A 25,735-nucleotide genomic window follows, 5' to 3' on the forward strand; every position below is an offset into this window, starting at 1 on the left:
GGTCACCATCATCCCACCGTCGCCTGCGGCTGAGTAGCCAGCCCGTGCTTCGCTCGCCAGCCGAGCGCGGGTGCGATGTCTTCGGCGATGATGCGCAGGCGTTCGAGCACCTGGGCCTGGGTCGAGCTTTCGGCCTGGGTGACCACGATCAGGTAGTCGACGTAGCCCAGCAGCGCCGGGTCCTGGCGCAGGCTGTGGACGATGTCGTCGGGGGCGCCGTGGTGCACGTTCATCAGGCGCAGATGCGCGTCCAGGTCCAGCGCCTCGTCGATCAACCCCTCACGGCGCAGGCGCGGTACATGCCGTTCGATGTCGATGGCCAGTTCCGCCTGGGCACTGGCCCGGTCGTGTGCGGGAAACACCGCACGGACCACGCCGATACGTGGCGCTCGGGTTGTATCGCGCCAGGCATGCAGGTAGGCGTCGGCCAGGGGTTTCTGCACGGTCAGCGGGTCGTGGGTGGCGGTGCCGAGCAGCAGGCCGTTGCCTTGCCGGGCGGCATACGCGGCACCCGCGACGCTGCCGTGGGAGTGCCAGAGGCGCTGGCGCAAGCCGCAGGCGGGCGGTTGCAGGCTTAGGTCGGCGTGCAGGGTCGCGCCTTCGAGCAGTTGCTGCAACTGCTGTTGCTGGGCTTCGAAGTGCGCCTGGCGTTGTGCTGGATCCAGCCCGAAGGCGGTGAAGTTGTCGAGGTTGGCGCCGCCGCTGCCCAGCCCCAGTTGCACCCGCTGGCCGCTGAGGCTGTCCAGCACGCTGGCGTCTTCGGCCAGGCGGATCGGGTCTTCGAAGGGCAGCACGATGACGCCGGTGCCCAGCTCGATCTGTCGCGTGCGCTCGGCTACCGCGGCCAGCAACACCAGGGGCGAAGGCAGTTGGCCGAAGCCGCTGCTCAGGTGGTGCTGGGCGATCCAGCCGCCGTCGAAGCCCAGGGCCTCGGCCACTTCGAATTGCTCCAGCAGGTCACGATAGGCCTGCCGTGGGTCCTCGCCGAAGGCGTGGCTGAGAAAGCCCAGCTTGAAGGGTTTTTGCGGGGATAAGGTCATGCTTGCACGGGCTCCACGAGAGGTCGGTTAATGGCGACGCCAGGGCGCCAGCCGAGCGCCGGTGCGATGTGCTGGCGCAGGATTTCCAGGGCCCGGATCGCTTCGCGCAGCGGTGTACTGGTGGTCTGCACCTGCACCACCAGTTGGTCGTGCACACCCAGCTGTGGGCCACGGCGCAGCCCCTCGACGATCTGCGTCGAGCTGCCATGCAGCACGCCGAGGCGTTCGAGCACTGCACCCAGATCGCCGCCCAGGGAGGCGTCGAGCACACCGATGGCCTGCTGGCGGCGCACATAGGCCTGGATGTCCTGGCGCAGCGCGGTGTCGTCGCCACCCTCTGGGAACACCGCTTGCACCCGCACCACGCGCGGCGCTGTGAGGTGATCACTGCGCCAGCCCTGGCGATAGCGCTGCACCAGCTCCACGCCGGCCTCGACCGGCAGGTGCGGGTTGGGCGCCATGATCAGGCCGTTGCCACGTGCGGCCACCTGCTCCACCCGTGAAGTGGCCTCCCACAGGCGCTGGCCAAGCCCGCGAGCCGCAGGACGCAGTTGCAGCCCTTGGTCGTTGAGCGCGGCGTTGCCGAGGGCATCGTGCAAGCGTTGCAGGTGGTCTTCGTAGCGCCCGTGGCGCTGCTCGGGGTTCAGCCCGAAGGCGCTGAACGTGTCTGGGTCAAAGCCGGCACCCAGGCCCAATTCCACGCGCCCGTCGGCCAGCAGGTCGAGTACGGCGGCATCTTCGGCCAGGCGCAGCGGCGGCTCCTGGGGCAGGACGATGATCGCCGTGCCCAGCCGGATTCTCCGGGTGCGCTGGGCGATGGCCGACAGCAGCACCAGCGGCGAGGGCAGGCGCCCCTGTTCGCTGGCGAAATGGTGCTGGGCCACCCAGCCACTGTCGAAGCCGAGCTCTTCGGCAACGCGAAACAGCTCCAGGGTCTCGCGGTAGACCTTGGCGTCGAACTGCGGCTGGTAGACGCGGGTGAGAAAACCCAGTGAAAAACCACCGCTCATGGTGTCTGTCCTCGGTCGGGGGCGGGCAGGGCGCTGAGCCGTTGCAGGGCGGGTGTGGCGGCAGGTGACTGCAGCAGGCCGCTGAAGGGGCTGATGGTCAGGTAACCTTTGGCCAGCCACACGGCTTCGTCGTCCTGCTCGGTGTCGCTGGCAGGTGCACTGCGGGAAAAGCCGATGCCGGGTTTGCCGGAAAGCGCTGCGCCGAAACTGCCCAGGTCGTCGGTGTATTGCGTGTCGAAACCCACGTAGCGGCCGATGCGAGTCAGGCGAATGCCCTTGACCTCGCTGCCGGCGGGCAGATTGATGTTGAGGCCGATGCCAGCGGGCAGCAGCTTGCCGTCGGCCGGGCGCTGTTGCTCCAGCGCCTGCACCAGGCGCTGCACGAAGCGTGCGGTGCGCTGAGGGTCGTGATCCTTGAGGTCGGTACTTACCGCCAGGGTCGGCACGCCGGTCTGCAGCGCCGCACTGGCGGCGTTGAAGGTGCCCGAGGCGAGGTTGATCGCGCCGACATTGTTGCCGGGGTTGGGGCCGACGATCACCAGGTCCGGATCGGGCATGACCTTCTTCAGGCCCATGAGCACGGCCATCACCGGTGTTGCGCTGATCTCGATGCTGACGCTCTGGCCGGCACAGATCGGGCTGGTGCAGGGGCCTTGCTCGTGGGTGGCGAGAAAGTAGCTGTCGGGGTAGGCGGGGTCGTCGTCGCGCCCGATGCTGACTTCGCGTCCGTAGTAGAAGGCACCGCCGCGCGCACTTTGCTCGCTCTTGGGAGCGGCGATGCGCACGGCGTGTCCGGCGGCCTTGAGGGTGCTGTACAGCGCGCGGATGTTCGGATGCTGGTAGCCGTCGTCGTTGCTCAGCAGGATATTCAGGGCCAGGGCAGGCGATGCACTGATCACGCCCGCCGCCAGCACCAGGCCGGCCAGGGCCTTCATGCCGGGGCCCGCGTGCTGAAGCGGTTGGCCGGGCGCGGCAGGCCCAGGTGTTCGCGCAGGGTGCTGCCGGCATAGTCGAGGCGGAACAGTCCACGTTGCTGCAGCACCGGGATCACCTGGTCGACGAAGGTGTCGATGGCGCCGGGAAAGTAGGGGAAGAACACATTGAAACCGTCGCAGGCTCGGGCCTGGAACCACTGCTCGAAGCTGTCGGCGATATCGCTCGGCGTGCCGATCACCGGGTTGCCACCAGCCAGGCGCAGGTACAGCTGGCGGATGCTGAGATTGTCGCGCCGGGCCAGTTGCAGCACCTGGTCGCGGCGGCTGCCGCGCTGGCCGGGCGGGGTGTCGGGCAACGGGCCGTCGAGGTCGTGGCCGGAGAGGTCGATGTCTTCACCCAGGGTGTCGGCCAGCAGGCGCAGGCCCAGCACCGGGTCGATCAGGGCCTGGAACTGTTCGAACAACTGCTGGGCCTGTTCGCGGGTATCGGCGATGAAAGGGGTGACGCCAGGCAGGATCTTGATGTGCTCGGGATCGCGGCCCAAAGCTGCAGCACGCTGCTTGATGTCCTGGTAGAAGGCCTGGGCGGCGGGCAACTCGTGGTGTGCGGCGAAGATCACTTCGGCCACCCGCGCCGCCAGGGCCTTGCCGGCTTCCGAGGCGCCGGCCTGCACCAGCACCGGGTGCCCCTGGGGTGGGCGAGCCACGTTCAGTGGGCCACGCACCGAGAAGTGCGCGCCCTTGTGGTTCAGGGTGTGCAGCTTGTCCGGGTCGAAGTAGCGGCCGCTGGCCTTGTCGCGGACGAAGGCATCGTCGTCCCAACTGTCCCACAGGCCCTTGACCACGTCATGGAACTCTTCGGCGCGCTGGTAGCGGTCAGTGTGGTCGATGTGCTGCTCGCGGCCGAAGTTCCAGGCTTCGTCGGCAACCACCGAAGTCACCAGGTTCCAGGCGGCGCGCCCCTTGGACAGGTGATCGAGGGAGGCGAACTTGCGGGCGATATGGTACGGCTCGTTGTAGCTGGTGGTGGCGGTGGCGATCAGGCCGATGCGCTCGGTGACCGCCGCCAGTGCCGACATCAACGTCAGCGGCTCGAAGTGCTCGGCACGCGCGGTGCGGCTCAGGGCATCGAGGTGATGGCCCCAGAGCGCCACCACATCGGCAATGAACAGTGCATCGAACTTGCCCCGTTCGGCGCTGCGGGCGATGGCCTTGAAATGTTCGAAGTCCTGGCTGGCGTCGGCCTGGGCCAGGGGGTGGCGCCAGGCGGCCACATGGTGACCGCTGTTGGCGAGAAATGCGCCCAGCTTGAGCTGGTCGGTGCGACGGGTCATGACAGCCTCCGTGCAAGCGTTCGGCAGGGCCCTGCCGCCTGCGGGGCGACAGGGCGGTGGGTCAGAAGTTGTAGGTCAGGCCGGTGTACCAGTAGCCGCCGGTGGTGCCATAGGGCGAGAAGTTGCCATAGGGGAAGGCGCCGGAGCTGCTGGGCAGGTGGGTACGTTCCGGGTAGACGTTGAACAGGTTGTTGGCGCCTGCGGTCAGGGTCAGGCTGGAGGTGAGGTGATAGTCCAGGTTCAGGTCGGTGATCCAGGTCGGCGAGAAGGTGCGGTCGAAGGCTTCGGTAGTCCCGTACTGGGTGTACTCGCCGTAGCGGGTCAGGTTCAGGCCGATCTCGAACTTATCGATGGTCCAGGTGGCGCCCAGCAGCAGCTTGGATTCGGGCAGGCCGTGCTTGAGGTTGCCCTGACGCTGACGGTCATAGCCACCGGTAGGCCCGAGGGCCTGCTGGGCCACCGGCGAGGCGTGGATATCGTCGATCTCGGTGGTGTTCCAGTTGAAGCCCAGGGTGTAGCGCACACTGCCGTAGGCGCCCAGCGCCTGACGGTAGTCGCCGACCAGGTCGATGCCGCGGGTAGTGGTGTCCAGGGCGTTGGTGAAGTAGGTCACCGACTGGTTGGTGGGCAGCCCGGCCGCGGCGAGGATCGCGGTGATCTGCGGGGTGCCGCCAAGGTAGCCGGTCTGGGCGATGCGGTCCTTGATCTTGATCTGGTAGGCATCGAGGGTGATGCTGGTGGCATCGGTCGGCTGCAGGGTCAGGCCCAGGCCGAAGTTCGTGGATTTCTCGGGCTTGAGGGTGCTGGCCCCCAGCGCCTTGGCCACGGCCGAATCGACCGCTACGTTGCGGTAGTCGAACAGGTTGCCGTTGACGTTGCTCTGCGAAGTCGAGCTGTAGATCTGCTGGGCCAGCGAGGGCGCGCGGAAACCGGTGCTGAAACTGCCGCGCACAGCGAGAATCGGCGTCAGCTGGTAGCGGGTGGCGAACTTGCCGTTGGTGGTGGTGCCTGAACCATCGTTGTAGTGCTCGTAGCGACCCGCCAGATCGACGTGCCATTTGTCGGTCAGGTCCTGGCCGATCTCGCCGTAGCCAGCCAGGCTGGTGCGGCCTTTTTCGGCGGCGTCGGCGGGTGTGGTGCCAGCACCGGAAATGGTGCCCGGTGCGATCGGGTTGCCACTGGCGCCGGTGGTGAACGGGCCGCTGGCGTAGGAGGCGTAGTCGCCCTTGCCGATCTTGTAGTTCTCGTAGCGCTGTTCAAGCCCCCAGGAAATCTGCGTCGGCTTGGCCAGGCCGAGGTCGAAGGCGCGGGTCAGGTCGAGGTTGTTGGTCCACTGGCTGAAGGTCTTCACGCCAGTGTCCACCGAGGTGGGCGAGTCGAGGCCGTAGCTCAGGTTGTAGGTATGGCGCAGGGTCGCTTCGGCGTGGTCCTGGCCGTAGGTGCTCGACAGGTCGTAGTCCCAGCCGGCGACGTTGCCCTTGCCGCCGAAGGCCACCTGGAAGTCGTTTTCGATGAAGCGCAGGGTGTCTTCTATGCCTTCGGGGAAGGGCGTGGCGATGCCGTCGAAGGTCGATGGCTGGTGGAAGGCCAGGGGCTTTTCCGAGTTGCGCCGGGTGTAGGTGGAGAACGAGTACAGCGTCAGCGCATCGCTCACGGGGAGTTCGGCGTTGTAGCCCAGGCTGAAGTTGCGCGCTTCGGGCAACCCCGTGCCGTAGTAGGTGTGCTGCAGGCTGGTGTTGCCGGCGCTGTCGGTGTAGGGCGCATTGTCGGAACGGTCGGAAATCTTCTGGTGCTTGATGTCCACGCCCAGGTTGATGAAGCCGTCGTTGGGCAGGGCCAGGCCGACGTTGCCGGTCTGGCGTACGGTTTCGCCGTCACCGTTCTCGTAGTTCTGACCATAGCTGGTGCTCAGGCTGCCGCCGTGGTCGGTCTGCTTGAGCACGATGTTGACCACGCCACCGATAGCGTCCGACCCGTATTGCGCCGAGGCACCGTCGCGCAGGATTTCGACGTGGTCGACCAGGGCGGTGGGGATCATGTCGAGATCGACCGGCTGCGAGCCAGAGTTGAGGTAGGTCCCGTTATTGAGCAAGGCGCTGTTGTGGCGACGCTTGCCGTTGACCAGCACCAGCACCTGGTCGCCGTTCAGGCCACGCAGGCTGATGGGGCGCACCACCGAGGTGGAGCCGAAGCCGGACGATGCAGGCTGGTTGAGCGAGGGCAGCACGCGGCTCAGGGCGCGGGTCAGGTCAGGCTGCCCGGTGGCCAGCAGTTGCTTGGACGAGATGACATCCACCGGTGCCGGGCTTTCGGCCAGGGTGCGCGCCTGGCCGCGGTTGCCGACCACCACCACGGTGTCCAGCGGGTTGTCGCTCTTGCTCTCGGCGGCCAGCAATGGGCTGCCGGCACCAGCGGCCTCGCACAGGGCGAGGAACAGCAGGCTGTGGGCGAAGGTCTTGCACGGCCGGCGCAAACCGGTAAGGCGTGAAGAAGTCATGTACGAAGGCTCCAGTGTGTTCCCCGGTTCGCGCCCTGCTGGGTGGCCAACCTTGTCGAGTAAGGCGACGTCTCTGCGTCGCGAAAAGATCAGAGGCGGCTTGTTGCCGACTGCGCGTGGCTCCGGTCTCAAGCTCTGGTGGCGGAGCCTGGAGCAAGGGCTGTGCCAGGCTGAAAAGGCCTTTCTGGACAAGGGTTTGAGATCAGGGCGAGGCGTGGACTGGTGTTTTTGTAGCAGTGTCTGGCCAAGGTGTTGGTTTTTGCGCAGTGACGTCGTCCTTGCCATGGGACGCCAGGCAGCACCGCCGGCATTGGCACACCACTTGCTCCGGGGCACGAACCCTCTTTCAAGGAATTCATTCGATGCCACGCCCCGGACCGCGCAACTTGCTCACCGACATCCCTGGCCTGCTGGTCGGCCACGCCCTCGATGAGCGTGTCGCCACTGGCGTCACGGTGATCCGTACCGAACGCCCATGGACGGCGAGCGTCGATATTCGGGGTGGCGGCCCGGGTGGGCGTGAAACCGCGGCGCTGGAACCGGAAAACATGGTGGGGCAGTTGCATGCCCTGGTGTTTGCCGGCGGCTCGGTGTTCGGGCTGGGCGCGGCGGACGGGGTGGCTGCCGCTTTGTCTGCGCAGGGTGTGGGCTTGCATCTGAAGGCCGGCGCACCGGCCATTCCCATCGTGCCAGCCGCTGTGCTGCATGACCTGGCCAATGGCGGCGACAAGCGCTGGGGGATGGAGCCGCCTTACCGGCGGCTGGGGATCGAGGCGTTGGGCAACTGCACCGCCGATTTCGCCCTTGGCGCGGCGGGCGCCGGGCGTGGCGCGATGGCAGGTGTGCTCCAGGGTGGCCTGGGTTCGGCATCGCTGGACCTGGGCGATGGCGTGATGGTCGCGGCGCTGGTGGTGGCCAACCCTATCGGTTCGGTGTACATGCCCGATGGCGAAACCTTCTGGGCCTGGCCGTGGGAAATCGAGGGCGAGGCCGGTGGTGTTCGCCCTCGCGCTGATCAGGATTGCAGCGACCCGATGCCCGAACTGTCACGGTTGGACTCGATGGGGCGTCTTCAGGCTGGGGCGAATACCACGCTGGTGGTGATCGCCAGCACTGCACGGATGAGCACTGCCGAGTGCAAGCGTGTGGCGATCATGGGGCAGGATGGCATTGCCATGGCGGTGCGTCCGGCGCACCTGCCATTCGATGGCGACACCGTGTTCGCCCTGGCCAGCGGCGAGGTCGAATTGAGCAGTGGGGCGCGGCGGCAGGTGGATGTCGGCCGCATCGGCGCGGCGGCGGCCAGTTGCGTGGCCCGCGCAATCGCCCGGGGGGTGTACGAGGCGCGGCGCGCGCGGTAGAGGCAGACACCGGCGTTGCCGGTGTTCGGGGAGCATGCTTGCCGTCGCCCGGCTAGCGCCCGAGCACCTCCTCGACGCGCGCCACCGCAGCCTGCGCCAGCCCTGGCAACCCCAAGGCTCGATACACCCGCGCCAGCGCTCGATTGGTCGGTACGTCCAGCCCGTCGTAGCGCCGTCGCAGTTCCAGCACCTGCTGCGCCCCGGCCCAATCCTGCGCCCCCAGCCGCGCGTCCAGCTCGATCTGGGCAAACAGATCCCGCTGGGCATGGCTCCCACCAATCTCGTTCAGCCGTGGCAGGGCCACGCCAAGCCGCGCCAACGCCAGCGTATGTTCGCCACGGGCATGGGCCAGCAAACCCTCGGCCAGCGGCACTGTCACCTCGGCCCAGACCGCCCGGCTGAACGGCGGTGCCTCGCGTGCGCGTTCGCGCAGTGCCTGCAGCAGCCTTTGTGCCTCGGGCTTGTCGGCGCGCGCCAGCCCATACAGGTATTGCACACTCAGGAACGGCTGTACCGTGTCGTCGTGGCGCTGTTGCAGGTAGGGCGCCAACGCTTGCCAGCGCTCGCCCACGTCGACGCCCGCCAGTTCCAGCCGGGCCAGCAACGACACGGCGCCGACCTGGTCCTGCGAGTAGGCGGGCAGCACACCCCACACATGCCGGTCATAGATCTCCAGCACCCGCGCCTGGTCGCCACGCCCGAGGTAGAACAGCGCCAGGTGCCACCAGTTGTGGGTGTACATGAACGAATTGAGCCCTTGCCAATGCGGGCTGACGCGCTCAAGAAAGGCGATACCTTCCTCGATTCGCCCCTGGGTCAGCATCACATGGGCCAGCGCATGCTGCGCCCAGGGTTCGTCGTGCTGCAGTGCCAGGGCCTGGCGTGCGCTGGCCTCGGCTTCCTCGAGCAAATGACACTGCTCGTAGGCGAAGGCCAGCATGCCGTGGCTCTGGGCGACATCCCCGCAGCCATCGACCGCCTTGAGCGCGATGCGCAGCAAGGCCGGCCAGTTGCCGCGATTGAACTGCACATACTGGTTGAGCTTGGCGGCGAACAGGTCGCGTGGGTAGTGCTCAAGCAGGGTTTCGCTGAGCTGCAGCACCTGGTCCAGGTCCTCGTCCATCCAGGCCTGCAGCAGCGCCAGGTACAACGCCGCCCGCGGATGCGGTGCGTTCACCCGAGCGGCGACCTGCCGATAGCGCTCGGCCAGGGCCGGGCCTTCGCGCGATTCGCTGAACATCAGCAGGATGCCGGCCAGGGCATTGCTCAGCGCTGATTCGGGGTGGCGCTCGGCGCTGGCGAGGATGGCTTCGGCGCGCGGGTGGTAGCCGAGAAAGCCACCGATGAAATCGTCCAGCGCCATGCGGGCCTGGGGGTGTTCGGTATCGAGAGGGTTGCCGAGGTAGTCCTGTGACATGGGTCGAGTGTCCGGTGGATTGTCGATCTGACAAGCAGGGCAAGGGCTGTGCCAGTTGGCTTGCGCGCACCTCATGCGCGGTGCGGCGCGGCTGGACGCAGCCGTGGAAAGCGATGCATCGCCGGGCACACTGTTGCTTTTTCCACACTCACGCCGCGCGCTGTGGATTTTTCATCAGTGAAGTTGCGTCACGAGCCCCTGCGGTGCCCGTGGGCAGGCGTTGCGCGCAGTGGCACACCCCTTGCAAAAATGCCCTGCAGAGGGGCCTGTGCCCCGTGCAATCATCGCCAAGGAGTCCGCATGCCACATCAAGCCCACCGCCGTCCGCCTCACCCCGGGCCGCTGCGTCTTGCCCTGAAACGCCTGGGCCTGCTGGCCGGTGCCGCGCTTCTTGCCGCCAGCGTCCATGCCGCGCCGCGCGACGGTGGCGTGCTGAACCTGATCGCCCAACCTGAGCCGCCGTCGCTGATGCACGGGGTGGTCACCCACGTTTCCACCCAGTACGTCAGCGGCAAGATCCTGCAAGGGTTATTGACCTTCGACACCACGCTCAAGCCCCAACCGGTATTGGCGCGTAGCTGGAGCGTTGCGCCGGATGGCCTGACCTACCGCTTCACGCTGCAACCCGATGTGCACTGGCATGATGGCCAACCCTTCACGGCGGCCGATGTGAAGTTCAGCTTTGGCACCTTCTACCCGGAAGTCGACAAGCGCGTCGGCAGCGTGTTCGCCGAGTACGTCGACAGCATCGACGCCAGTGATCCGCAACAGGTGGTCTTTCACCTGAAGAAGCCTTTCGCTCCGTTCCTTTCGTTGCTCGGCAGCGGCCTGCGCCCGGTGGTGCCCGAGCACCTGTATGCCGGCACCGACTTTCGCAGCAACCCTTATAACCTCAAGCCCGTGGGCACCGGGCCCTTCGTGTTCCAGGAGTGGAAGCGAGGCGCCTACATCAAGCTGGTGAAAAACCCCGACTACTGGAAAAAGGGCCTGCCGCACCTGGATGCCATCGTCTTCCACGTGATCCCCGATGGCTCATCGCGCGCGGCCGCTTTCGAGCGCGATGACGTGCAGGTGCTGCGCAGCGGCGATGCCGACTATGCCGACCTCAAACGTCTCGCAGCGTTACCGGGGGTACACGCCTCCGAGCAGGGCTGGGAGCTGTATTCGGGCCTGGCCTTCCTGCAGTTCAACACGCGCAAAGCGCCACTGGACAACCCCAAAGTGCGCCAGGCGATCCTCTATGCCTTGAACCGCCCGTTCATCGTCGACAACATTTTCTTCGGTGCCGGCAAGGTCGCGCCGGGCGCCTTCGCTTCGAGTTCGCCTTACCACGACCCGCAACTGCCGCAGTACGGCTACGACCTTGCCAAGGCCAAGGCGCTGATCGCCGAGTCCGGGGTGGATGTGGGCGCCGTGCGGATCCGCCTGCTCAACGGCGAGAAGGGCGGGGCCTGGGAACGGCTTGCCGAATACACCCGTCAGGCCTTGCAGCCGCTGGGCTTCAAGGTGCAGGTGGTGACCTCCGATGCGGCCACCTGGTTCCAGCGTGTCAGCGATTGGGACTTCGACCTGACCTACAATTTCATTTTCCAGATCGGCGATCCCTATCTGGTCAATGCCTACCTGTACCGCTCCGACTACATCGTCAAGACGTCGCCCTTCGCCAACGTCGGCGGCTACCGCAATGCCGAGGCCGACCGCTTGTGGAACCAGGTCGCCGATACGCCCGAGGGCGCGGAGCGCACCCGCCTGTACAGCCAGCTCGAGCACTTGCTCAACGACGAGCTGCCGGTCGCGCCGATCTTCGAGATGCGCTACCCGACGCTGTTCCACAGCCAGGTGAAGAACCTGCTGCAGACGGCCACCAGCCTCAACGAAGACTATGAGAGCGTCTACCTGGACGCCCCGGCGCCATGAGCGGCTTGAGGTCTTTCGGTGGGCGCCTGGGGCGTGCACTGCTGATGGTCCTTGGGGTGCTGGTATTGAGCTTTCTGCTGGTGCGCCTGGCGCCTGGCGACCCGGCATTGCTGATGGCCGGCGAGGCCGGGATCGACGATGTCGAGTACGTTGCCAAGCTGCGCAGCGACATGGGCCTGGACCAGCCACTGCCACAGCAGTTGTGGCGTTACCTGGGCCAGGTGGCGCATCTGGACCTGGGTTATTCCTACCGCAACCAGGCACCGGTGTGGGACCTGCTCGCCGAGCGCCTGCCCGCCACCCTGAGCCTGATGGGCGCTGCGTTTCTCGTCTCGTCGGTGCTCGGGGTCGGCCTGGGCGCGCTGGCAGCGTTCAACCGCCAGCGCCGACCCTGGCTGGACGGGCTGATCGCCAATGGTGCGTTGCTGTTGTTCGCCACGCCGCCGTTCTGGCTGGCGATGCTGCTGATCCTGTTGTTCTCGGTCCACCTCGACTGGCTGCCGGCGTTCGGCATGCAGACCGTTGCCCGCGACCTGCATGGCGTCCCCTGGCTGGCGGACCGGCTGCGTCACCTGGTGCTGCCATGCCTGTCGCTGAGCTTTCTGTTCCTCGCCCTCTACGTGCACCTGACCCGCGCGTCCACCCTTGAAGCACTGCGCCAGGAGCATGTCTATACGGCGCGCGCCAAGGGCCTGCATCCGGCGCGCATCGTCTTCGCCCATGTGCTGCGCAACGCGCTGCTGCCGGTGGTGACCTTCGCCGGGCTGCAACTGGGGCAACTGGCAAGCGGCGCCTTGCTGATCGAGGTGGTGTATTCCTGGCCGGGCATCGGCCGACTGATGTACGACGCCCTGTCCCAGCGCGACTACGGCGTGTTGCTGGGCGGCTTTCTGCTGATCTCGATCCTGGTGGTCGGCTTCAACCTGCTCACTGACCTGGCCTGCCGTCTGCTCGACCCGCGGATCGCAGCGGGAGGGGCAGTACGATGAGGGATTCAAGCGTGTGGCAACGTTTTCTCGGGCAACCCGCGGCACTGGCTGGCGCGGTGTTCCTGCTGCTGTTGGGGCTGCTGGCCTTGGCGGCACCCTGGATCGGCCAGGGGTCTCCCTGGGAAATGAACACCACGCCGATGCTCGCGCCCTTCACGCAGGCCAGGCACTGGTTAGGCAGCGACCTGCTGGGGCGCGACCTGGGCACGGGGCTGCTGTATGGCGCCCGGGTGTCACTGGCGGTGGGGGCGCTGGCGAGCCTGGCCACGTTGCTTGTCGGCTTGCTGGTCGGTGCTCTCGCGGGTTACTTCGGCGGTTGGCTGGATGCGCTGTTGATGCGCGTGGCCGAGTTCTTCCAGATCATTCCGCAGTTGGTGCTGGCGGTGATCCTGGTGGCGGTACTGGAGCCGTCGCTGGGCACCATCGTGCTGGCCATCGCCCTGGTCGCCTGGCCGGGTGTGGCGCGCCTGGTGCGCAGCGAATTCCTCAGCCTGAGCCAGCGTGAGTTCGTCCAGGCTGCGCGGGTGCTGGGGCAGTCGCCGCTGGCGATCGTGTTCCGGCAGATCCTGCCCAATGCCCTGGCGCCGCTGCTGGTGACGCTCAGCTTCGTCATGGCCACGGCGATTCTCACCGAGGCGGCGTTGGCGTTTCTCGGCCTGGGCGATCCAGAGGCGATGAGCTGGGGCTACATGATCAACGCCTCGCGTGGTGTATTGCGCGAGGCCTGGTGGATGAGCCTGTTGCCGGGGCTGGCGATCCTGCTCAGCGTGCTGGCGGTCAACCGCGTCGGTGAAGGCCTGCGTATCGCATTCGAACCTGCCCGCCGAACAGGAGTGTCGTCATGAGCCAGCCGATCCTGCTCGATATCGAGCACCTGCGTATCGCACTGCCAGCAGGCGGTGATCGCAGCCATGCGCTTCACGACCTGTCGTTGCAGGTGCGCGAAGGCGAGTGCCTGTGCGTGGTAGGCGAGTCCGGCTCGGGCAAGTCGATGCTGGCCAAGGCCCTGCTGCGCCTGCTGCCGACGCCTGTGCAGGTGGAGCAGGGCACGCTGCGCTGGCGCGGTGATGACCTTGCCAAACTGGACGATGCGGCCATGCGCGCGCTGCGCGGGCGCGATATCAGCATGGTCTTCCAGGAGCCGATGAGTGCACTCAACCCGCTGCTCGGCGTGGGCCGACAGATCGACGAGACACTCCAGGCCCACGGCATGAAGAACGCTGCCCAGCGTCGCGCGCGGGTTATCGAGCTGCTGGGCTATGTGGGGCTGCCCGATCCCGCGCGCTTGCGTCATGCCTACCCCTTCGAGTTGTCTGGCGGGCAGCGCCAGCGAGTGGTGATTGCCATGGCCCTGGCGTTCGCGCCGAAGCTGCTGATCGCCGATGAGCCGACCTCGGCGCTGGATGTGACCACGCAACGGCAGATCCTCGACCTGCTGCGCCGTATCCAGCGCGAGCACGGCATGGCCATGCTGTTCATCACCCACGACTTTGCCGTGGTCGAGGCCATCGCCGATCGCGTGCTGGTGCTGCAGCAGGGCCATGTGGTGGAACAAGGCAGCTGTACCCAGGTGCTGAGCGCGCCGCAGCAGCGTTATACCCGACAACTGATCGCTGCCGCCGGTGCCGTGCCGGCCCATCCACGGCCGCCGTTGGGGCAAGGGGCGCTGGCGTTGCAGGCACGACAACTGGAAAAACACTTCAGCCGCCGCATCGGCTGGTGGGGCCGACGCACGACCCAGGCGTTGGCGGGTGTCGACCTGCAATTGGGCGAGGGCGAAACCCTGGGGATCGTCGGCGAGTCCGGCTCGGGCAAGTCGACCCTGGGCCGCTGCCTGGTGCGCCTGCTGCGCAGCGATGCTGGCAGCCTGCAGTGGCACGGACGTGATGTGACAGGGTTGCCCGAGACGCAGCTACGGCCTTTGCGTGGCCAGGTGCAGATGATCTTCCAGGATCCCTTCGCCTCGCTCAATCCACGCCAGCGTATCGGCACGCAATTGATGACCGGGCCGTTGGCCCAGGGGCGCAGCCAGGCAGAGGCGGCGCAGAAGGCGCGCGACGTGTTGGCCCTGGTCGGGCTGCCGGCCACCGCGCTGGCACGCTACCCCGATGAATTCTCCGGTGGTCAGCGCCAGCGTATCGGCATTGCCCGGGCGCTGGCGGTGGAGCCAAAGGTGCTGATTGCCGATGAGTGTGTGTCGGCACTCGATGCGCTGATCCAGGTGCAGATCATCGAACTGCTCGAAGACCTGCAGCGGCGCCTTAAGCTGAGCATCGTCTTCATCACCCACGACCTGCGGGTGGCGGCGCGGCTGTGCGACCGCATCGCGGTGATGCAGGCTGGCCAGGTGGTGGAGCAGGGCGCGACCCGCAACGTGCTCGAACGGCCGGCGCATCCCTACACGCGCAGGCTGTTGCAGGACTTCGCGGTGCAGGCGCCAGTGGCCGAGGCCACCCCATGAGCCGGCGGATGATGAGCCTGAACGCCTTTCTCATGGCCACCGGGCACCATGTCGCGGGCTGGCGTCACCCTGATGCCCAGGCCGATGGCGGGTTGGACTTTGCCCATTACAGGCAGTTGGCACGCACCGCCGAGCGCGGCTGCTTCGATGCCGTGTTCCTCTCCGACACCCTGGCCATGCTGCCGGGCGATCGCGAGGCGTTGAGCCGCATGGCACGCACCGAGCATTTCGAGCCGCTGACCTTGCTGGCAGCGCTGGCGGCGGTCACCGAGCGCATCGGCCTGGTGGCGACGGTCACCACCTCCTACAACCAGGTCGAGACCCTGGCGCAGGCCTTCACCTCGCTCGAGGCCTTGAGTGGACAGCGCAGCGGCTGGAACCTGGTGACGTCGAGCAATGCCCAGGAAGCGTTCAACTTCGGGCGTGACGGGCACTTCGAACACGCCCGGCGCTATGAGCTGGCCCGGCGTTTTCTCGAACAGTTGCAGCGTCATTGGGCAAGCGCTGGGGTGACGCCCGTGCAAGTGCTGGCCGGCGCTTCACGGGCGGGGTGCGAGCTGGCGGCAGCCCATGCCGAAGTGGTATTCACCGCACAGCCGGAACTGGCCGGTGCCCAGCGTTTCTATCGCGAACTCAAGGCGCTGCTACCGCGCTTCGGGCGCCGTGCCGAGCAGATGAAAATCATGCCGGGGGTGCTGCCGATCGTGGCCGACTCGCGCGCCGAGGCCCAAGCGTTGTTCGAGCAGTTGCAGGCACTGGTGCAGCCTGAAGTCGGCTTGTCGTTGCTGGCCGATATTGCCGGGGGTGTCGATCTTTCGGCGTATCCTCTCGACGGGCCGTTGCCGGATCTGCCGGGCACCGAGTCCGGCGTCAGCCGCCGTGAGCTGTTGATCCGCGTGGCCCGTGAGGAGGGGCTGAGCATCCGTCAACTGTACTTGCGCATGGCCGCAGCACGTGGCCATCTGGTGCTGGTAGGCGACGCCCGGCAGATTGCCGACCAGATGGAGCAATGGTTTACCGAGGGCGCCGCAGATGGTTTCAATGTGATGCCGGCGTATCTGCCCGATGCCCTGGGGGCCTTCGTCGACAAGGTGGTACCTGAGCTGCAGCGCCGAGGGCTGTTCCGGCGTGCCTATCAGGGCAGCACCTTGCGCGACCACCTGGGCTTGGCCCGTCCCGATTCATTTGCCTGTAAGGAGGCCCTAGGTGCCCATGGCTGACCCGAACCGATTCGCCGACTTGCCGCGGGTGCGCGGCCAACTCATCGAAGTGCGCCCCGGACGACGGCTGAGCGTGGCTGTGCAGCCCGGCAGCCACGAACCCGACACCGTGGTCTTTCTCGGGCATGGCAGTGGTGGCAACAAGGATCAGTGGCGCGAGCTGTGGCCAAGCCTGCGCGAGCAGGGTTACACCCTGGTGGCCTGGGACCTGCTCGGCCACGGCGACAGCGACAAGCCGCATGACACCAGCGCCTATGCCTGGGAGGCGCTGGTGGCCGACCAGGTGGCATTGCTGCAGCGCCATGCCGGGCGGCGCAACCTGTTGGTGGGGCACTCCTATGGCAGCGGCCTGGCCATGAGCACGTTGCTCGAGCTGCCGCGTCAGCTGCCGCACGTGCGTATCGACGGCGCGTTGTTGCTGGGCAGCCTGTTGCAGCGGCCTGCGGGGCGCGGTGGCTTGCTGGGCCTGCCGACCTGGTTGTTGAAGCTGTTGCGGCCGATCCTGGCCAAGGACTTTCGTGCGCGGGCCTGGCATCCGCTGGCCGACCCGGCGCTGATCGAGTACGAGGAGGGCCTGGCCCAGCGCAACCGCCTGGATGTGTTCAAGGCGCTGATGAACAGCGCGAGCTGGCCTGAGCCCGAGGCGCTTGCCGGGCTCGACCTGCCGGTACAGGTGGTGTCTGGCGACAGTGATGGGCTGACGCCCGCCAGTGGCGGAGAAGCCCTGGCGCGACAGTTGCCGCGCGCACAGTTCCAGGTGCTGGCCCAGTGCGGCCATCAGTTGATGCTGGAGCGTCCGGCACAGGTGCTGGAGGCGTTTGAGCGTCTGTTGAGGGAGGTGAAGCGTGACGACAAGCTGGTTATTCCATAAAGGAATATTTATCTAATTTTATATTCCTTTTTCGGATTTCCACTTTGAGGCACAGTGCCAGCCTTTAGCTTGGCAGGTTGGACATGGATTTGCGGCCGTCATCGACCCAACAGCTGCTCGGGCAGTTGTTCGTGCAGAACTACACCTGGCTCTGCGCTCGCCTGCGCAGCCGCATGGCGTGCCCGCACAGCGCCGAAGACATCGCCTCGGAAGCCTTCGTGCGCATCCTCGGCCTGCCGGATCCGGCGGCCATTCGCGAGCCGCGGGCGATGCTCACGACCATTGCCCAGCGCCTGCTGCAAGAGAGCTGGCGCCGCCGCGACCTCGAACGTGCCTATGTGCGCTGGGTTCGCGACCTGCCAGCGCAGGTGCAGCCTTCTCCGGAAGAGGCGCACCTGGTGATCGACAGCCTGCTGCACCTGGACCGTGTGCTCGACGGCTTGCCCGGCCAGGGCAAGGCGGCGTTCATCCACAGTCAGCTCGGTGGCATGACCTACAGCGATATCGCCCATCGGCTGGGTATTTCCGTCAGCCGCGTACAGCAGTACATGAGCGAAGCGTTTCGCCTGTGCTACCAGGCGCTGGACACATGAGCGAGCAGCCCATGGCCCAGGTGATCGACGAGGCGGCGCAGTGGATGGCGCTGCTGCATTCGGGGCACCTGAGCGAGGAGGATGCCGCCGCCTTCCAGCGTTGGCACGACGGCGATGCCATGCATGCCCAGGTATTTCGCCGCATGAGCCAGGGGCTGGGCGAGGCCAAGCGGCCAGGCTTGCAGCGCCTGCCCGAAGAGCAGGTGATCGCGGCATTGCAGCTTCCCTCCGGGCGCCGCCGGTTTCTCAGGAACAGCCTGGGTGCGCTGGGGGGCCTCGGTGTGGCGGCACTGGCAGCCAAGACCGTTGGCGAGCGCATCTGGGCGCCGGGTGATCTGCTGACTTTGACCGCAGAGCGCCGCAGCTTCGTACTCGACGGCGGCAGCCGCCTTACCCTCGATGCGCAGACGCGGGTGAGCCCGCGCCCCCCAAGCACGCTCTACGTGCACCAGGGCGCCTTGCAACTCGAGTGCAGCGGCCCGTCCCTCACCCTGGAGACTGCGCGTGCCGACATCGAGGTGGAGCAGGGCGGCACGCTGCTGCTTGCGCAGCGTTTCGACGGCGAGGTCAGGCTCACCGTGCTTGCGCGCCAGAGCGTGGTGCGCACGCGCCAGGGCGATGCGCTGCGGGTGAGGGCGGGGCAACAGGCACGGCTGATCGCCGGGCAGGCGCTCTGGCTGGGGCGTGCGGACCCTGCGGCGAGCGCCTGGCTCAGCGGGCTGTACGAGGCGCGCGAGAGTACGCTGGGTGAGGTGGTCGAGGCCTTGCGTGCCTACCGGCACGGCGTGCTCAGGATTACACCCGAGGCGGCGAAGTTGAGGATCAGCGGGTTGTTTCCACTGGATGACAGCGCGCGGGCACTGCGCCTGATCGCCGCCGCCTTGCCGATTCGGCTGGCGAGCGTGGGCGCGCTGTGGGTGAGTATCGACCTCGCGTGATGCATAAGCTAAGCACCAATCGATCCAAGCCTTTTCTGCAGGTTTCGCCCGCTGGTTGCTCATTAGCGCAAACCCCACTGCAGAAAAGGCCCGCCATGCCCAACCCGATTCACGCCACGTTCCGCCACTCCTGCCTTGCCCTCGCCGTCGCCTTGGGCAGTAGCCTGCTGGCGCCTGGCAGCCACGCACTGGCTGCCGAGCCCCTGGTCGACTACGCCCTGCCGGCTGGCGACCTGGGCCAGACCCTGGTGCAGATCTCACGCCAGAGCGGCGTACCGATTGCCTTCGACCCGCAGCATGTCGCCGGCCAGCGCGCACCCTCACTGCAAGGGCGCTACAGCAGTGACCAGGCGCTGGAACAGGTGCTCCAGGGCAGTGGCCTGGAATATCGCCAGGGCGAGGACGGCGTGGTGATTTCCGCTGCACCTGCCGCCTCCGCTGCGGCAGGTAAAGCCCGCGCTCAGGGTGCCAGCCAGGACGTCCGCCTGGAGCAGGTGATCGTCACGGGCACCCGTGCCCAGGAGCGCACGGCCAACGCGTCGCTGTCGCCGATCGACATCATTTCCGCCGAAAGCCTGGGCGCCACCGGCTCCGAGGAACTGGGCGCAGTGCTGGCGCGGTTGATTCCCTCGATCAGCTTCCCGCGGCCGAGCCTGGTCGACGGTGCCGAGCTGGCGCGGCCGGCGCAATTGCGCGGTCTGTCGCCCGACCAGGTGCTGGTGCTGGTCAACGGCAAGCGCCGGCACAGCGGGGCGTTCGTCAACCTCGGCGGCGCCGCTGGGCGCGGTTCGGCGCCGGTGGACCTCAACGCCATCCCGATCTCGGCGATCGACCATATCGAAGTGCTGCGCGACGGTGCGTCGGCGCGCTACGGGTCCGACGCCATCGCCGGGGTGATCAACGTGATCCTCAAGCACGATGCCAGCGGAGGTTCGGTCAGTACCCGCTTCGGTCAATACAACAAGGGCGATGGTATCCAGCGCCAGGCGTCGGCCAACACCGGTCTTGCGCTGGGCGACAAGGGCTGGCTGAACCTGTCCGCCGAGGGCAGCGACAACGACTACACCAACCGCGCCGGTGATGACCTGCGCCCCGGCAGCCTCGGCTCCACGACCTACGGCCAGCAGGTGTTCCGCCAGGGCGAGCCGGCCAACGACAACCTCAAGTTCTTCCTCAATGGCCAGCTCGACCTCAACGAGCAGGCCCAGCTCTATGCCTTTGGCGGCTACCGCAAGACCCACGGCCAGACGGCGGCCTTCTACCGCGCCAGCAACAACTCCGGCAACGTGCAGAGCCTCTACCCGAATGGCTTCCTGCCCTTGATCAACGGCACGCTGGAGGATTCCTCGCTGACCACCGGCCTGCGCGGCGACCTGGGCCAGGACTGGCGCTACGATCTCTCGGCCAGCTACGGTCGCAACGACTACGGCATCAATACCCGCACGCTCAACCGCGCGCTGTTCAACGACACCGGCAGCACCCCGCTGAGTTTCGACAATGGCCGCCTGACCAGCGAGCAGAAACAAGTGACCCTGGACCTGGCCCGCGATGTCGAACTGGGCTGGCTGCCTTATCCGGTGTCGGTGGCGGTGGGGGCCGAGTACCTGCACCAGGGCTACGAGGTCAACGCCGGGGAGCCGGCCTCCTACTACAAGAGCGGCAGCCAGGGCTACGCCGGTTTCCGCGATGCCGATGCCGGGCACTGGACCCGGCAGAACTTCGCCCAGTACCTGGACCTGGAAACCAAGTTCAGCGACAAGCTCGGTGTCTCCGCCGCCGCCCGTCACGAGGACTACAGTGACTTCGGCTCGAACGTCAGTGGCTCGCTCTCGGCGCGCTACGACTTCACCCCGGCGGTGGCGGTGCGCGGTAGCCTGTCCACGGGCTTTCGCGCACCGTCACTGGCCCAGCAGCACTTCGCGTCGACATCCTCGCAACTGGTCGACGGGGTGATTCAGGAGGCAGGGATCTTCCCGGTGGATGCGCCGGTTTCGCGCCTGCTCGGGGCAGACGAACTGAAGGCGGAAAAGTCGCGTAACTACAGCCTCGGCCTGGTCCTGCGCCCGGCCGACGACCTGCAGATCACCGCCGACGTCTACCGGATCGATATCCGCGACCGCATCACCTTGTCGTCGAACCTGCGCCTGAACCAGACGGCCATCGACTACCTACGGGCCGGTGGTGTGGGCGATATCAACTACACCAGCGCCCGCTACTTCACCAATGGCGCGGATACCCGCACCACCGGCGTGGACCTGGTGGCCAGCTATCGCTACCAGTTCGACAACGGTGTGCGCTGGAACACCACGGCGGGCTACAACTACAACCACACCAAGGTCACCGACACCAAGGAAGACCCGGCCATCCTCGCCCAACTGGGGCTGCCGACCACCTCCTTGCTGGAGCGTCGCGAGCGCCTTGGCCTGCTGGGCGATACCACGCCCGAACACAAGTTGACCCTGGGCAACGACTTCAACCTTGGCAACTGGACATTGCGCAGCAACCTGGTGCGCTATGGCAGCTATACCAGCTACCAGAATGACACCAGCTTCCCGGACCAGACCTTCGCCGCGCAGTGGGTGCTGGACCTGGCGCTGGACTACAGCCATGACAACTGGCTGTTCACCGTGGGCAGCGACAACGTGACCAACCAGGTACCCGAGAAGCTGGATTTCGCCAACAGCTCGGGTGGCAACCTCAAGTACTCGACGTTCTCGCCGTATGGCTACAGCGGGGCCTTCTACTATGCGCGCCTGACCTATGCATGGTGAGGCCTGCCAGCACGAACCCACTGCGGGGTCAGATCAGGCCACGAAGATCTTGCGTGGGCTGTAGTGCGAGATCCAGCCTGCCAGCGAACCGAGGGTACTGGCGCCGGCCATGTGCGCCAGGCTCTCCAGCGAAGGCTCAAGGTGCGCGGCGAACCAGGCCACCAGGCCCAGGAAGTAGCACAGCAGGTTGTTCATCACCGGCAGGCCGCGCAGGCTGACCACGATGACTGCCACCAGGAACACCACCATCGGGATCGCCAGCAATGCGCCGACGCTCGGCGCGAGTAGGCCCACGCCTGCTGCCGCCAACGCGCCGAAGACCAGGCCGAGCCAGACGCAGCCCAGGTTCTCCAATGTCGAGCGGGTGGTCAGGCCGCGGGTGAAGAAAGCGATCCAGCCGATGAACATGGCCCAGACCGGCACTTGCATGGCCAGGGCTGTGGCGGAGGCGGCGGCGGCGGTGACCGCTGCGACCAGGGTGACGGTCAGGTAGTGGCTGCGGGAAACGGGAAGGTTGCTCATCGTGTGGTTCCTCTGGGGTGGGTTGACGGCCGGATTCTGGTCCGATTCCCCAGCGGGATAATCACCTGAGCAAGAGCTTGTTAATTCCATTTAAATTAACAAAGTAATTGTAATAATTTGTTTGTGTTTTGAAATTGAAACAAAAGATGTTCATTTGTTTCCGCGTGTTTTAGCCGTTGCGGTGTCGTCCAGCGCCTTCCACACCGCTTCCAGCTGGCTTACCGCTGCCATCGCGTCTTCGGCGCAGATGAAGTTAGCAAAGCCCATCAGCAGCCCTTGCTCTGGCGAGGGCTGTGCCCGCCATTCGCCCAGCGCAAGCAGCGCCATGCCCTCGGCTCGAGCGCGAGAGGCGAGCAGGCGCTCGTCGGTTGCATCCAGGATATGCGCCAGCACATGGATGCCTCCGGCCTGCTGTTGCACGCTCAGGCGTGTGCCCAGGCGTTCCTGCAAGGCATCGACCAGGTAGCCGCGGCGGGTGGCGTACAGCTTGCGCATTTTGTTCAGGTGACGGGCGAAGTGGCCTTGCTCCATGAACTGCGCCACGGTCGCCTGCGGCGCGACGGCTCCAGGGCCTGGCAGGTGACAGGCACTGTCGTTGAAGCGCTCGACCTGGGATACCGGCACCACCAGATAGGCTAGGCGCAGGCCGGGATACAGCACTTTGCTGAAGGTGCCGGTGTAGAGCACGCGCCCTTCGCGATCCAGGCTCTTGAGCGCAGGCAGGGGGCGGCCGTGATAGCGGAATTCGCTGTCGTAGTCGTCCTCCACGATCCAGGCATCGCCGGCCATGGCCCAGTCCAGCAGCTCCAGCCGCCGTTGCAGGCTCAGTGCCACGCCCATCGGGCTCTGGTGGGTCGGTGTGACCACTGCGAACCGCGCATCCGCCGCCAGGCGCCGACCTTGCGCGACGTCCAGGCCGTCGCGGTCCACCGCCACCGGTTGCAGGCGCATGCCGAGGTGCTCCAGACACTGGCGCGCGTGCAGGTAGCCCGGGTCTTCGTACCAGCCCAGGTCGCCGGGGCGCAGCAGGGTTCGGCATACCAGGTCGAGCGCACCACGGTAGCCATTGGTGACGAACACCTGCTCATGGCTGCAGTTGATGCCGCGGGAGATGCCCAGGTAGGTGGCGATGGCGCGCCGCAATTGCGTATGGCCGGCGGGCGGAGGCGTAGTCATGGCCGGATTGTCGAGGCCGCGCAGGTGACGCGCTGCCAGACGTGCCCAGGTCTTGCGTGGGAACGCATCCAAGGCTGGCAACCCGAGGCGAAAGGGCGGCAGCTCGGTGCGTGGGTCCTGTTTCTGCTGCTGCGAGGGTGCAGCCTGCTCGAGGTTGACCTGGGCGCCGCCGGACAGTTTGCATAGCCCTGGCGCAACCACCGTGCCCGCCGCTCCGCGGGTGATGAAATAGCCTTCGCCGACCAGCATCTGGTAAGCCATCTCCACCGTGCCCCGGGCCAGATTCAGCTCACTGGCCAGGCTGCGCACCGAGGGCACCCGGTCACCCGCTCGCAGCTTGCCTTTGGCAATCGCTTCGCGATAGCGCTGGTAGAGCTGCAGGTAGATGGGCGCGGTGTGTTCGCGGCTGGGTTTGAGCTGTTGCAGGTCCATGGGGCATGTCCCATTCAATTGAGCGATTCTTGCACCTGTGAGGTAGGTCATGATCTTCCTAGAGTGGCGGCCAGACCTCAAGAGACACATGCCATGAATACCTTTCGCCTGGCCCACGCCGAAACCGACGCGCAGTTGCAAGCCTGCTTTGCGGTGATGGGCGAACTGCGACCTCATCTTGCCGATGCCGCCGCGTTCATCGACCAGGTGCGCCGCCAGGCCGGCCAGAACTATCGCCTGCTGGCGGCCTGGCAGGGCGAGGAGGCCAAGGCGCTGGCCGGTTACCGGTTGCAGGAGAACCTGCTCTACGGACGCTTCCTGTATGTCGATGACCTGGTCGCCAGCGCCGAGGCCCGCAGCCACGGCCTGGGCGCGGCCCTGATCGATGCCTTGCGCGAGGAGGCCCGGGCACAGGGCTGCGCGCACCTGGTGCTCGATACCGCGCTGGGCAACGCCCTGGGTCAGCGTTTCTATTTCCGCCAGGGCCTGCTGGCCAAGGCCTTGCACTTCAGCCAGGCCCTGTAGCCCGGCGTTTCGCTTTTCCCTCTCCCGGAGACTACCGATGAGCCCGTGTCCACTGGCCTGCATCCGCAAGCCCCTGTTCGGAACCCTCGCATGAATATTCTGCATATCGATTGCAGCACCAGGGCCGGCTCCTACAGCCGGGCGCTTTCGGCAGCGCTTGTCGCCCATTTGTCGGAAGACATGTCCCAGGTGCGGGTGACTCGCCGTGATCTGGGCCTGACGCCCATCGCCCATGCGTCGGCAGCCTACACCGACGGCCTGCAGTCACCCCAGGCGCTGCAGGAGGCACTGGCCGGCTCGGCCATGACGCTGTCCGAACAACTGATCGCGGAAATCGAGCACGCCGACGTGCTGGTGATCGGCACGCCGATGCACAATTTCACCGTGCCATCGGTGTTCAAGGCCTGGCTCGACCAGGTAATGCGCGTCGGACGCACCATCGGTCGTACAGCCGAGGGGCGCAAGACCGGCCTGCTCGCCGATCGTCCGGTGCATGTGGCGATCGCAGCCGGTGGTTTTTTCAGTGGCGAGCGTCCCGGCCAGCCGGACTTTCTCACCCCCTACCTGAGCGCCGCCTTTGCCTGCATCGGCCTGCGCTCGGTGCATTACTTGGCTTTGCAGGGCACCGCGGTACTCGAGCCTGCGCAACTGCGCGTTGAGCATGATCGGCTGCTGCGCAGCCTGGCTGAGGAGAGGGCGCGTCCATGACCCTTGTCGAACAACCCACACCGCTGGCGCTCGAGCGCTTGGGCAGCCGCAGTCCGCTGGCCGTACCGCTGGTGGCGGTGCTGGTGTATCCGTTTCTGTTGATGCTGTTCCACGCCTATGTCAGCGAGCCGAGCGGCCTGGATGGCATCGGCGCGGTGATTGCGCTTGCGCTGGCCTTTGCCGTGCCGATTCCGGGGTTGCTGGTGGCCGGGCGTGCCGATGTGTCGGTGGGCGTGCGCCGATTCGCCTATGCCTGCGTGGCTGCGCCGACCCTGTATGTGTTTCTCGGCGTGGTGCAGGCGCTGCTGGGCAGCACGCTGCCCGATCCGCTGGTGTGGTGCGTGCTGTGGCTGGGATTGGCTGCGCTTGCGCTGCTGAGCGGGCGGCAGCAGGCGGCGGCGTCCGTCACCGGGGGCCTGGGTCGTTGGCGCGTGGCCCACGGTGTGAGTGGGGCGATCCTGTGCCTGTACGTGCTGTTCCACCTGGCCAATCACCTGACCGGGCTGGTCGGGCCTGAGTTGCACGCTCAGGTCATGGACCTCGGCCGTACCGTCTACCGGGCAGGCTTCATCGAACCGCTGCTGGTGCTGGCCTTCGTCTTCCAGGTGGTCAGCGGCCTGCACCTGGCCTGGCGCTGGAGCGCGCGGGTACAGGATCGGCTGCGCACCTTGCAGGTGGCGTCCGGGGTGTTCCTGTCGTTGTTCGTGCTTGGGCACATGAACTCGGTGTTCATCTACGCTCGCACCTACCTGGGCATTCCCACCGACTGGAATTTCGCCACCGGCGCGCCCACCGGCCTGTTGTTCGATCCCTGGAACATCCGCCTGGTGCCGCACTACACCCTGGGTGTGTTCCTGGTCCTGGTGCACCTGCTGCTGGGGCTGCGCGTGGTGATGCAGGCGCACGGTGTGCGGGAGCGGACCGTGCGTCTGATCTGGCGCAGTGGCTTGCTCGCCTGCGCGGCCATTGCGCTGGCAATCATCGCCGGGATGTGCGGGGTGAGGCTGTAGCGCCGGGG

21 protein-coding genes are annotated in these 25,735 nt (G+C 66.5%); 13 read left to right on the forward strand and 8 right to left on the reverse strand.

Going from position 1 to position 25,735, the window contains the following annotated elements; genetic code table 11:
* Positions 1 to 8: 8 nt before the first annotated feature.
* The 5 genes from IAE40_RS17850 to IAE40_RS17870 all read right to left on the reverse strand — a co-directional run bounded on the left by IAE40_RS17850 (position 9) and on the right by IAE40_RS17870 (position 6,816).
* A complete protein-coding gene (locus IAE40_RS17850) occupies positions 9 to 1,040 on the reverse strand; it encodes an LLM class flavin-dependent oxidoreductase (RefSeq protein ID WP_153773062.1) in 1,032 nt (343 codons plus the stop codon).
* Positions 1,037 to 2,050 carry an LLM class flavin-dependent oxidoreductase gene (locus tag IAE40_RS17855; RefSeq protein WP_200603619.1) on the reverse strand — a complete coding sequence of 338 codons (1,014 nt, stop codon included), beginning with the start codon at positions 2,048 to 2,050 and terminating at the stop codon, positions 1,037 to 1,039. The genes IAE40_RS17850 and IAE40_RS17855 overlap by 4 nt, the downstream gene beginning before the upstream one ends.
* Positions 2,047 to 2,985 carry a 5'/3'-nucleotidase SurE gene (surE, locus tag IAE40_RS17860; RefSeq protein ID WP_200603620.1) on the reverse strand — a complete coding sequence of 313 codons (939 nt, stop codon included), beginning with the start codon at positions 2,983 to 2,985 and terminating at the stop codon, positions 2,047 to 2,049. The genes IAE40_RS17855 and surE overlap by 4 nt, the downstream gene beginning before the upstream one ends.
* Positions 2,982 to 4,319, reverse strand: a complete 1,338-nt coding sequence (locus IAE40_RS17865; RefSeq protein ID WP_054892727.1) for an LLM class flavin-dependent oxidoreductase — start codon at positions 4,317 to 4,319, stop codon at positions 2,982 to 2,984. Before IAE40_RS17865 ends, surE begins: the two co-directional genes overlap by 4 nt.
* Before the next feature lie 61 nt (positions 4,320 to 4,380).
* Positions 4,381 to 6,816, reverse strand: coding sequence for a TonB-dependent receptor plug domain-containing protein (locus IAE40_RS17870; protein ID WP_200603621.1), 2,436 nt, complete (start codon positions 6,814 to 6,816; stop codon positions 4,381 to 4,383).
* 362 nt (positions 6,817 to 7,178) lie between these two features.
* On the opposite strand from IAE40_RS17870, the gene IAE40_RS17875 reads away from it, so the two are divergent.
* A complete protein-coding gene (locus IAE40_RS17875; RefSeq protein ID WP_153773066.1) occupies positions 7,179 to 8,177 on the forward strand; it encodes a P1 family peptidase in 999 nt (332 codons plus the stop codon).
* A 52-nt stretch (positions 8,178 to 8,229) separates the two neighbouring features.
* Here the strand turns inward: IAE40_RS17875 and IAE40_RS17880 are convergent, their stop codons facing one another.
* Positions 8,230 to 9,594: a tetratricopeptide repeat protein gene (locus tag IAE40_RS17880; protein WP_200603622.1), complete on the reverse strand. Its 1,365-nt coding sequence runs from the start codon at positions 9,592 to 9,594 to the stop codon at positions 8,230 to 8,232.
* Positions 9,595 to 9,894: 300 nt separating this feature from the next.
* Between IAE40_RS17880 and IAE40_RS17885 the strand changes: the two genes are divergently transcribed.
* The 9 genes from IAE40_RS17885 to IAE40_RS17925 all read left to right on the forward strand — a co-directional run bounded on the left by IAE40_RS17885 (position 9,895) and on the right by IAE40_RS17925 (position 21,354).
* Positions 9,895 to 11,511 (forward strand): ABC transporter substrate-binding protein, encoded by a 1,617-nt coding sequence (locus tag IAE40_RS17885; protein ID WP_082420836.1) that lies wholly within the window; start codon positions 9,895 to 9,897, stop codon positions 11,509 to 11,511.
* Positions 11,508 to 12,500 (forward strand): ABC transporter permease, encoded by a 993-nt coding sequence (locus IAE40_RS17890; RefSeq protein ID WP_200603623.1) that lies wholly within the window; start codon positions 11,508 to 11,510, stop codon positions 12,498 to 12,500. Before IAE40_RS17885 ends, IAE40_RS17890 begins: the two co-directional genes overlap by 4 nt.
* A complete protein-coding gene (locus IAE40_RS17895; protein ID WP_200603624.1) occupies positions 12,497 to 13,345 on the forward strand; it encodes an ABC transporter permease in 849 nt (282 codons plus the stop codon). The genes IAE40_RS17890 and IAE40_RS17895 overlap by 4 nt, the downstream gene beginning before the upstream one ends.
* Positions 13,342 to 14,961 carry a dipeptide ABC transporter ATP-binding protein gene (locus IAE40_RS17900; RefSeq protein WP_200603625.1) on the forward strand — a complete coding sequence of 540 codons (1,620 nt, stop codon included), beginning with the start codon at positions 13,342 to 13,344 and terminating at the stop codon, positions 14,959 to 14,961. Before IAE40_RS17895 ends, IAE40_RS17900 begins: the two co-directional genes overlap by 4 nt.
* Positions 14,962 to 14,969: 8 nt before the next feature.
* The gene (locus IAE40_RS17905; RefSeq protein WP_232233459.1) at positions 14,970 to 16,181 is read left to right on the forward strand and encodes an LLM class flavin-dependent oxidoreductase; all 1,212 of its coding nucleotides are present in this window, start codon (positions 14,970 to 14,972) and stop codon (positions 16,179 to 16,181) included.
* Entirely contained in the window at positions 16,174 to 17,052 is an 879-nt protein-coding gene (locus IAE40_RS17910; RefSeq protein WP_200603626.1) for an alpha/beta fold hydrolase, read from the forward strand. Before IAE40_RS17905 ends, IAE40_RS17910 begins: the two co-directional genes overlap by 8 nt.
* An 83-nt stretch (positions 17,053 to 17,135) precedes the next feature.
* Positions 17,136 to 17,645 carry a sigma-70 family RNA polymerase sigma factor gene (locus IAE40_RS17915; protein WP_125930204.1) on the forward strand — a complete coding sequence of 170 codons (510 nt, stop codon included), beginning with the start codon at positions 17,136 to 17,138 and terminating at the stop codon, positions 17,643 to 17,645.
* Complete coding sequence (locus tag IAE40_RS17920) at positions 17,642 to 18,583, forward strand: DUF4880 domain-containing protein (RefSeq protein WP_200603627.1); 942 nt, start codon at positions 17,642 to 17,644, stop codon at positions 18,581 to 18,583. Before IAE40_RS17915 ends, IAE40_RS17920 begins: the two co-directional genes overlap by 4 nt.
* 95 nt (positions 18,584 to 18,678) lie before the next feature.
* Positions 18,679 to 21,354, forward strand: a complete 2,676-nt coding sequence (locus IAE40_RS17925) for a TonB-dependent receptor domain-containing protein (protein WP_200603628.1) — start codon at positions 18,679 to 18,681, stop codon at positions 21,352 to 21,354.
* A 33-nt stretch (positions 21,355 to 21,387) separates the two neighbouring features.
* Here IAE40_RS17925 and IAE40_RS17930 read toward each other — a convergent pair whose 3' ends face one another.
* A complete protein-coding gene (locus tag IAE40_RS17930) occupies positions 21,388 to 21,876 on the reverse strand; it encodes a DUF1097 domain-containing protein (protein ID WP_112897971.1) in 489 nt (162 codons plus the stop codon).
* A 150-nt stretch (positions 21,877 to 22,026) separates the two neighbouring features.
* A complete protein-coding gene (gene pdxR / locus IAE40_RS17935) occupies positions 22,027 to 23,484 on the reverse strand; it encodes a MocR-like pyridoxine biosynthesis transcription factor PdxR (RefSeq protein WP_200603629.1) in 1,458 nt (485 codons plus the stop codon).
* Positions 23,485 to 23,577: 93 nt separating this feature from the next.
* Between pdxR and IAE40_RS17940 the strand changes: the two genes are divergently transcribed.
* The 3 genes from IAE40_RS17940 (at position 23,578) to IAE40_RS17950 (ending at position 25,727) form a co-directional block, all read left to right on the forward strand.
* A complete protein-coding gene (locus IAE40_RS17940; protein ID WP_200603630.1) occupies positions 23,578 to 24,009 on the forward strand; it encodes a GNAT family N-acetyltransferase in 432 nt (143 codons plus the stop codon).
* 90 nt (positions 24,010 to 24,099) lie between these two features.
* On the forward strand, positions 24,100 to 24,717 hold the full coding sequence (locus tag IAE40_RS17945) for an FMN-dependent NADH-azoreductase (RefSeq protein ID WP_200603631.1): 618 nt from the start codon (positions 24,100 to 24,102) through the stop codon (positions 24,715 to 24,717).
* A complete protein-coding gene (locus IAE40_RS17950; RefSeq protein WP_200603632.1) occupies positions 24,714 to 25,727 on the forward strand; it encodes a hypothetical protein in 1,014 nt (337 codons plus the stop codon). Before IAE40_RS17945 ends, IAE40_RS17950 begins: the two co-directional genes overlap by 4 nt.
* Positions 25,728 to 25,735 lie beyond the last annotated feature (8 nt).

It is taken from the genome of Pseudomonas sp. S44, from assembly GCF_016624805.1.
Lineage (GTDB): Bacteria > Pseudomonadota > Gammaproteobacteria > Pseudomonadales > Pseudomonadaceae > Aquipseudomonas > Aquipseudomonas machongensis.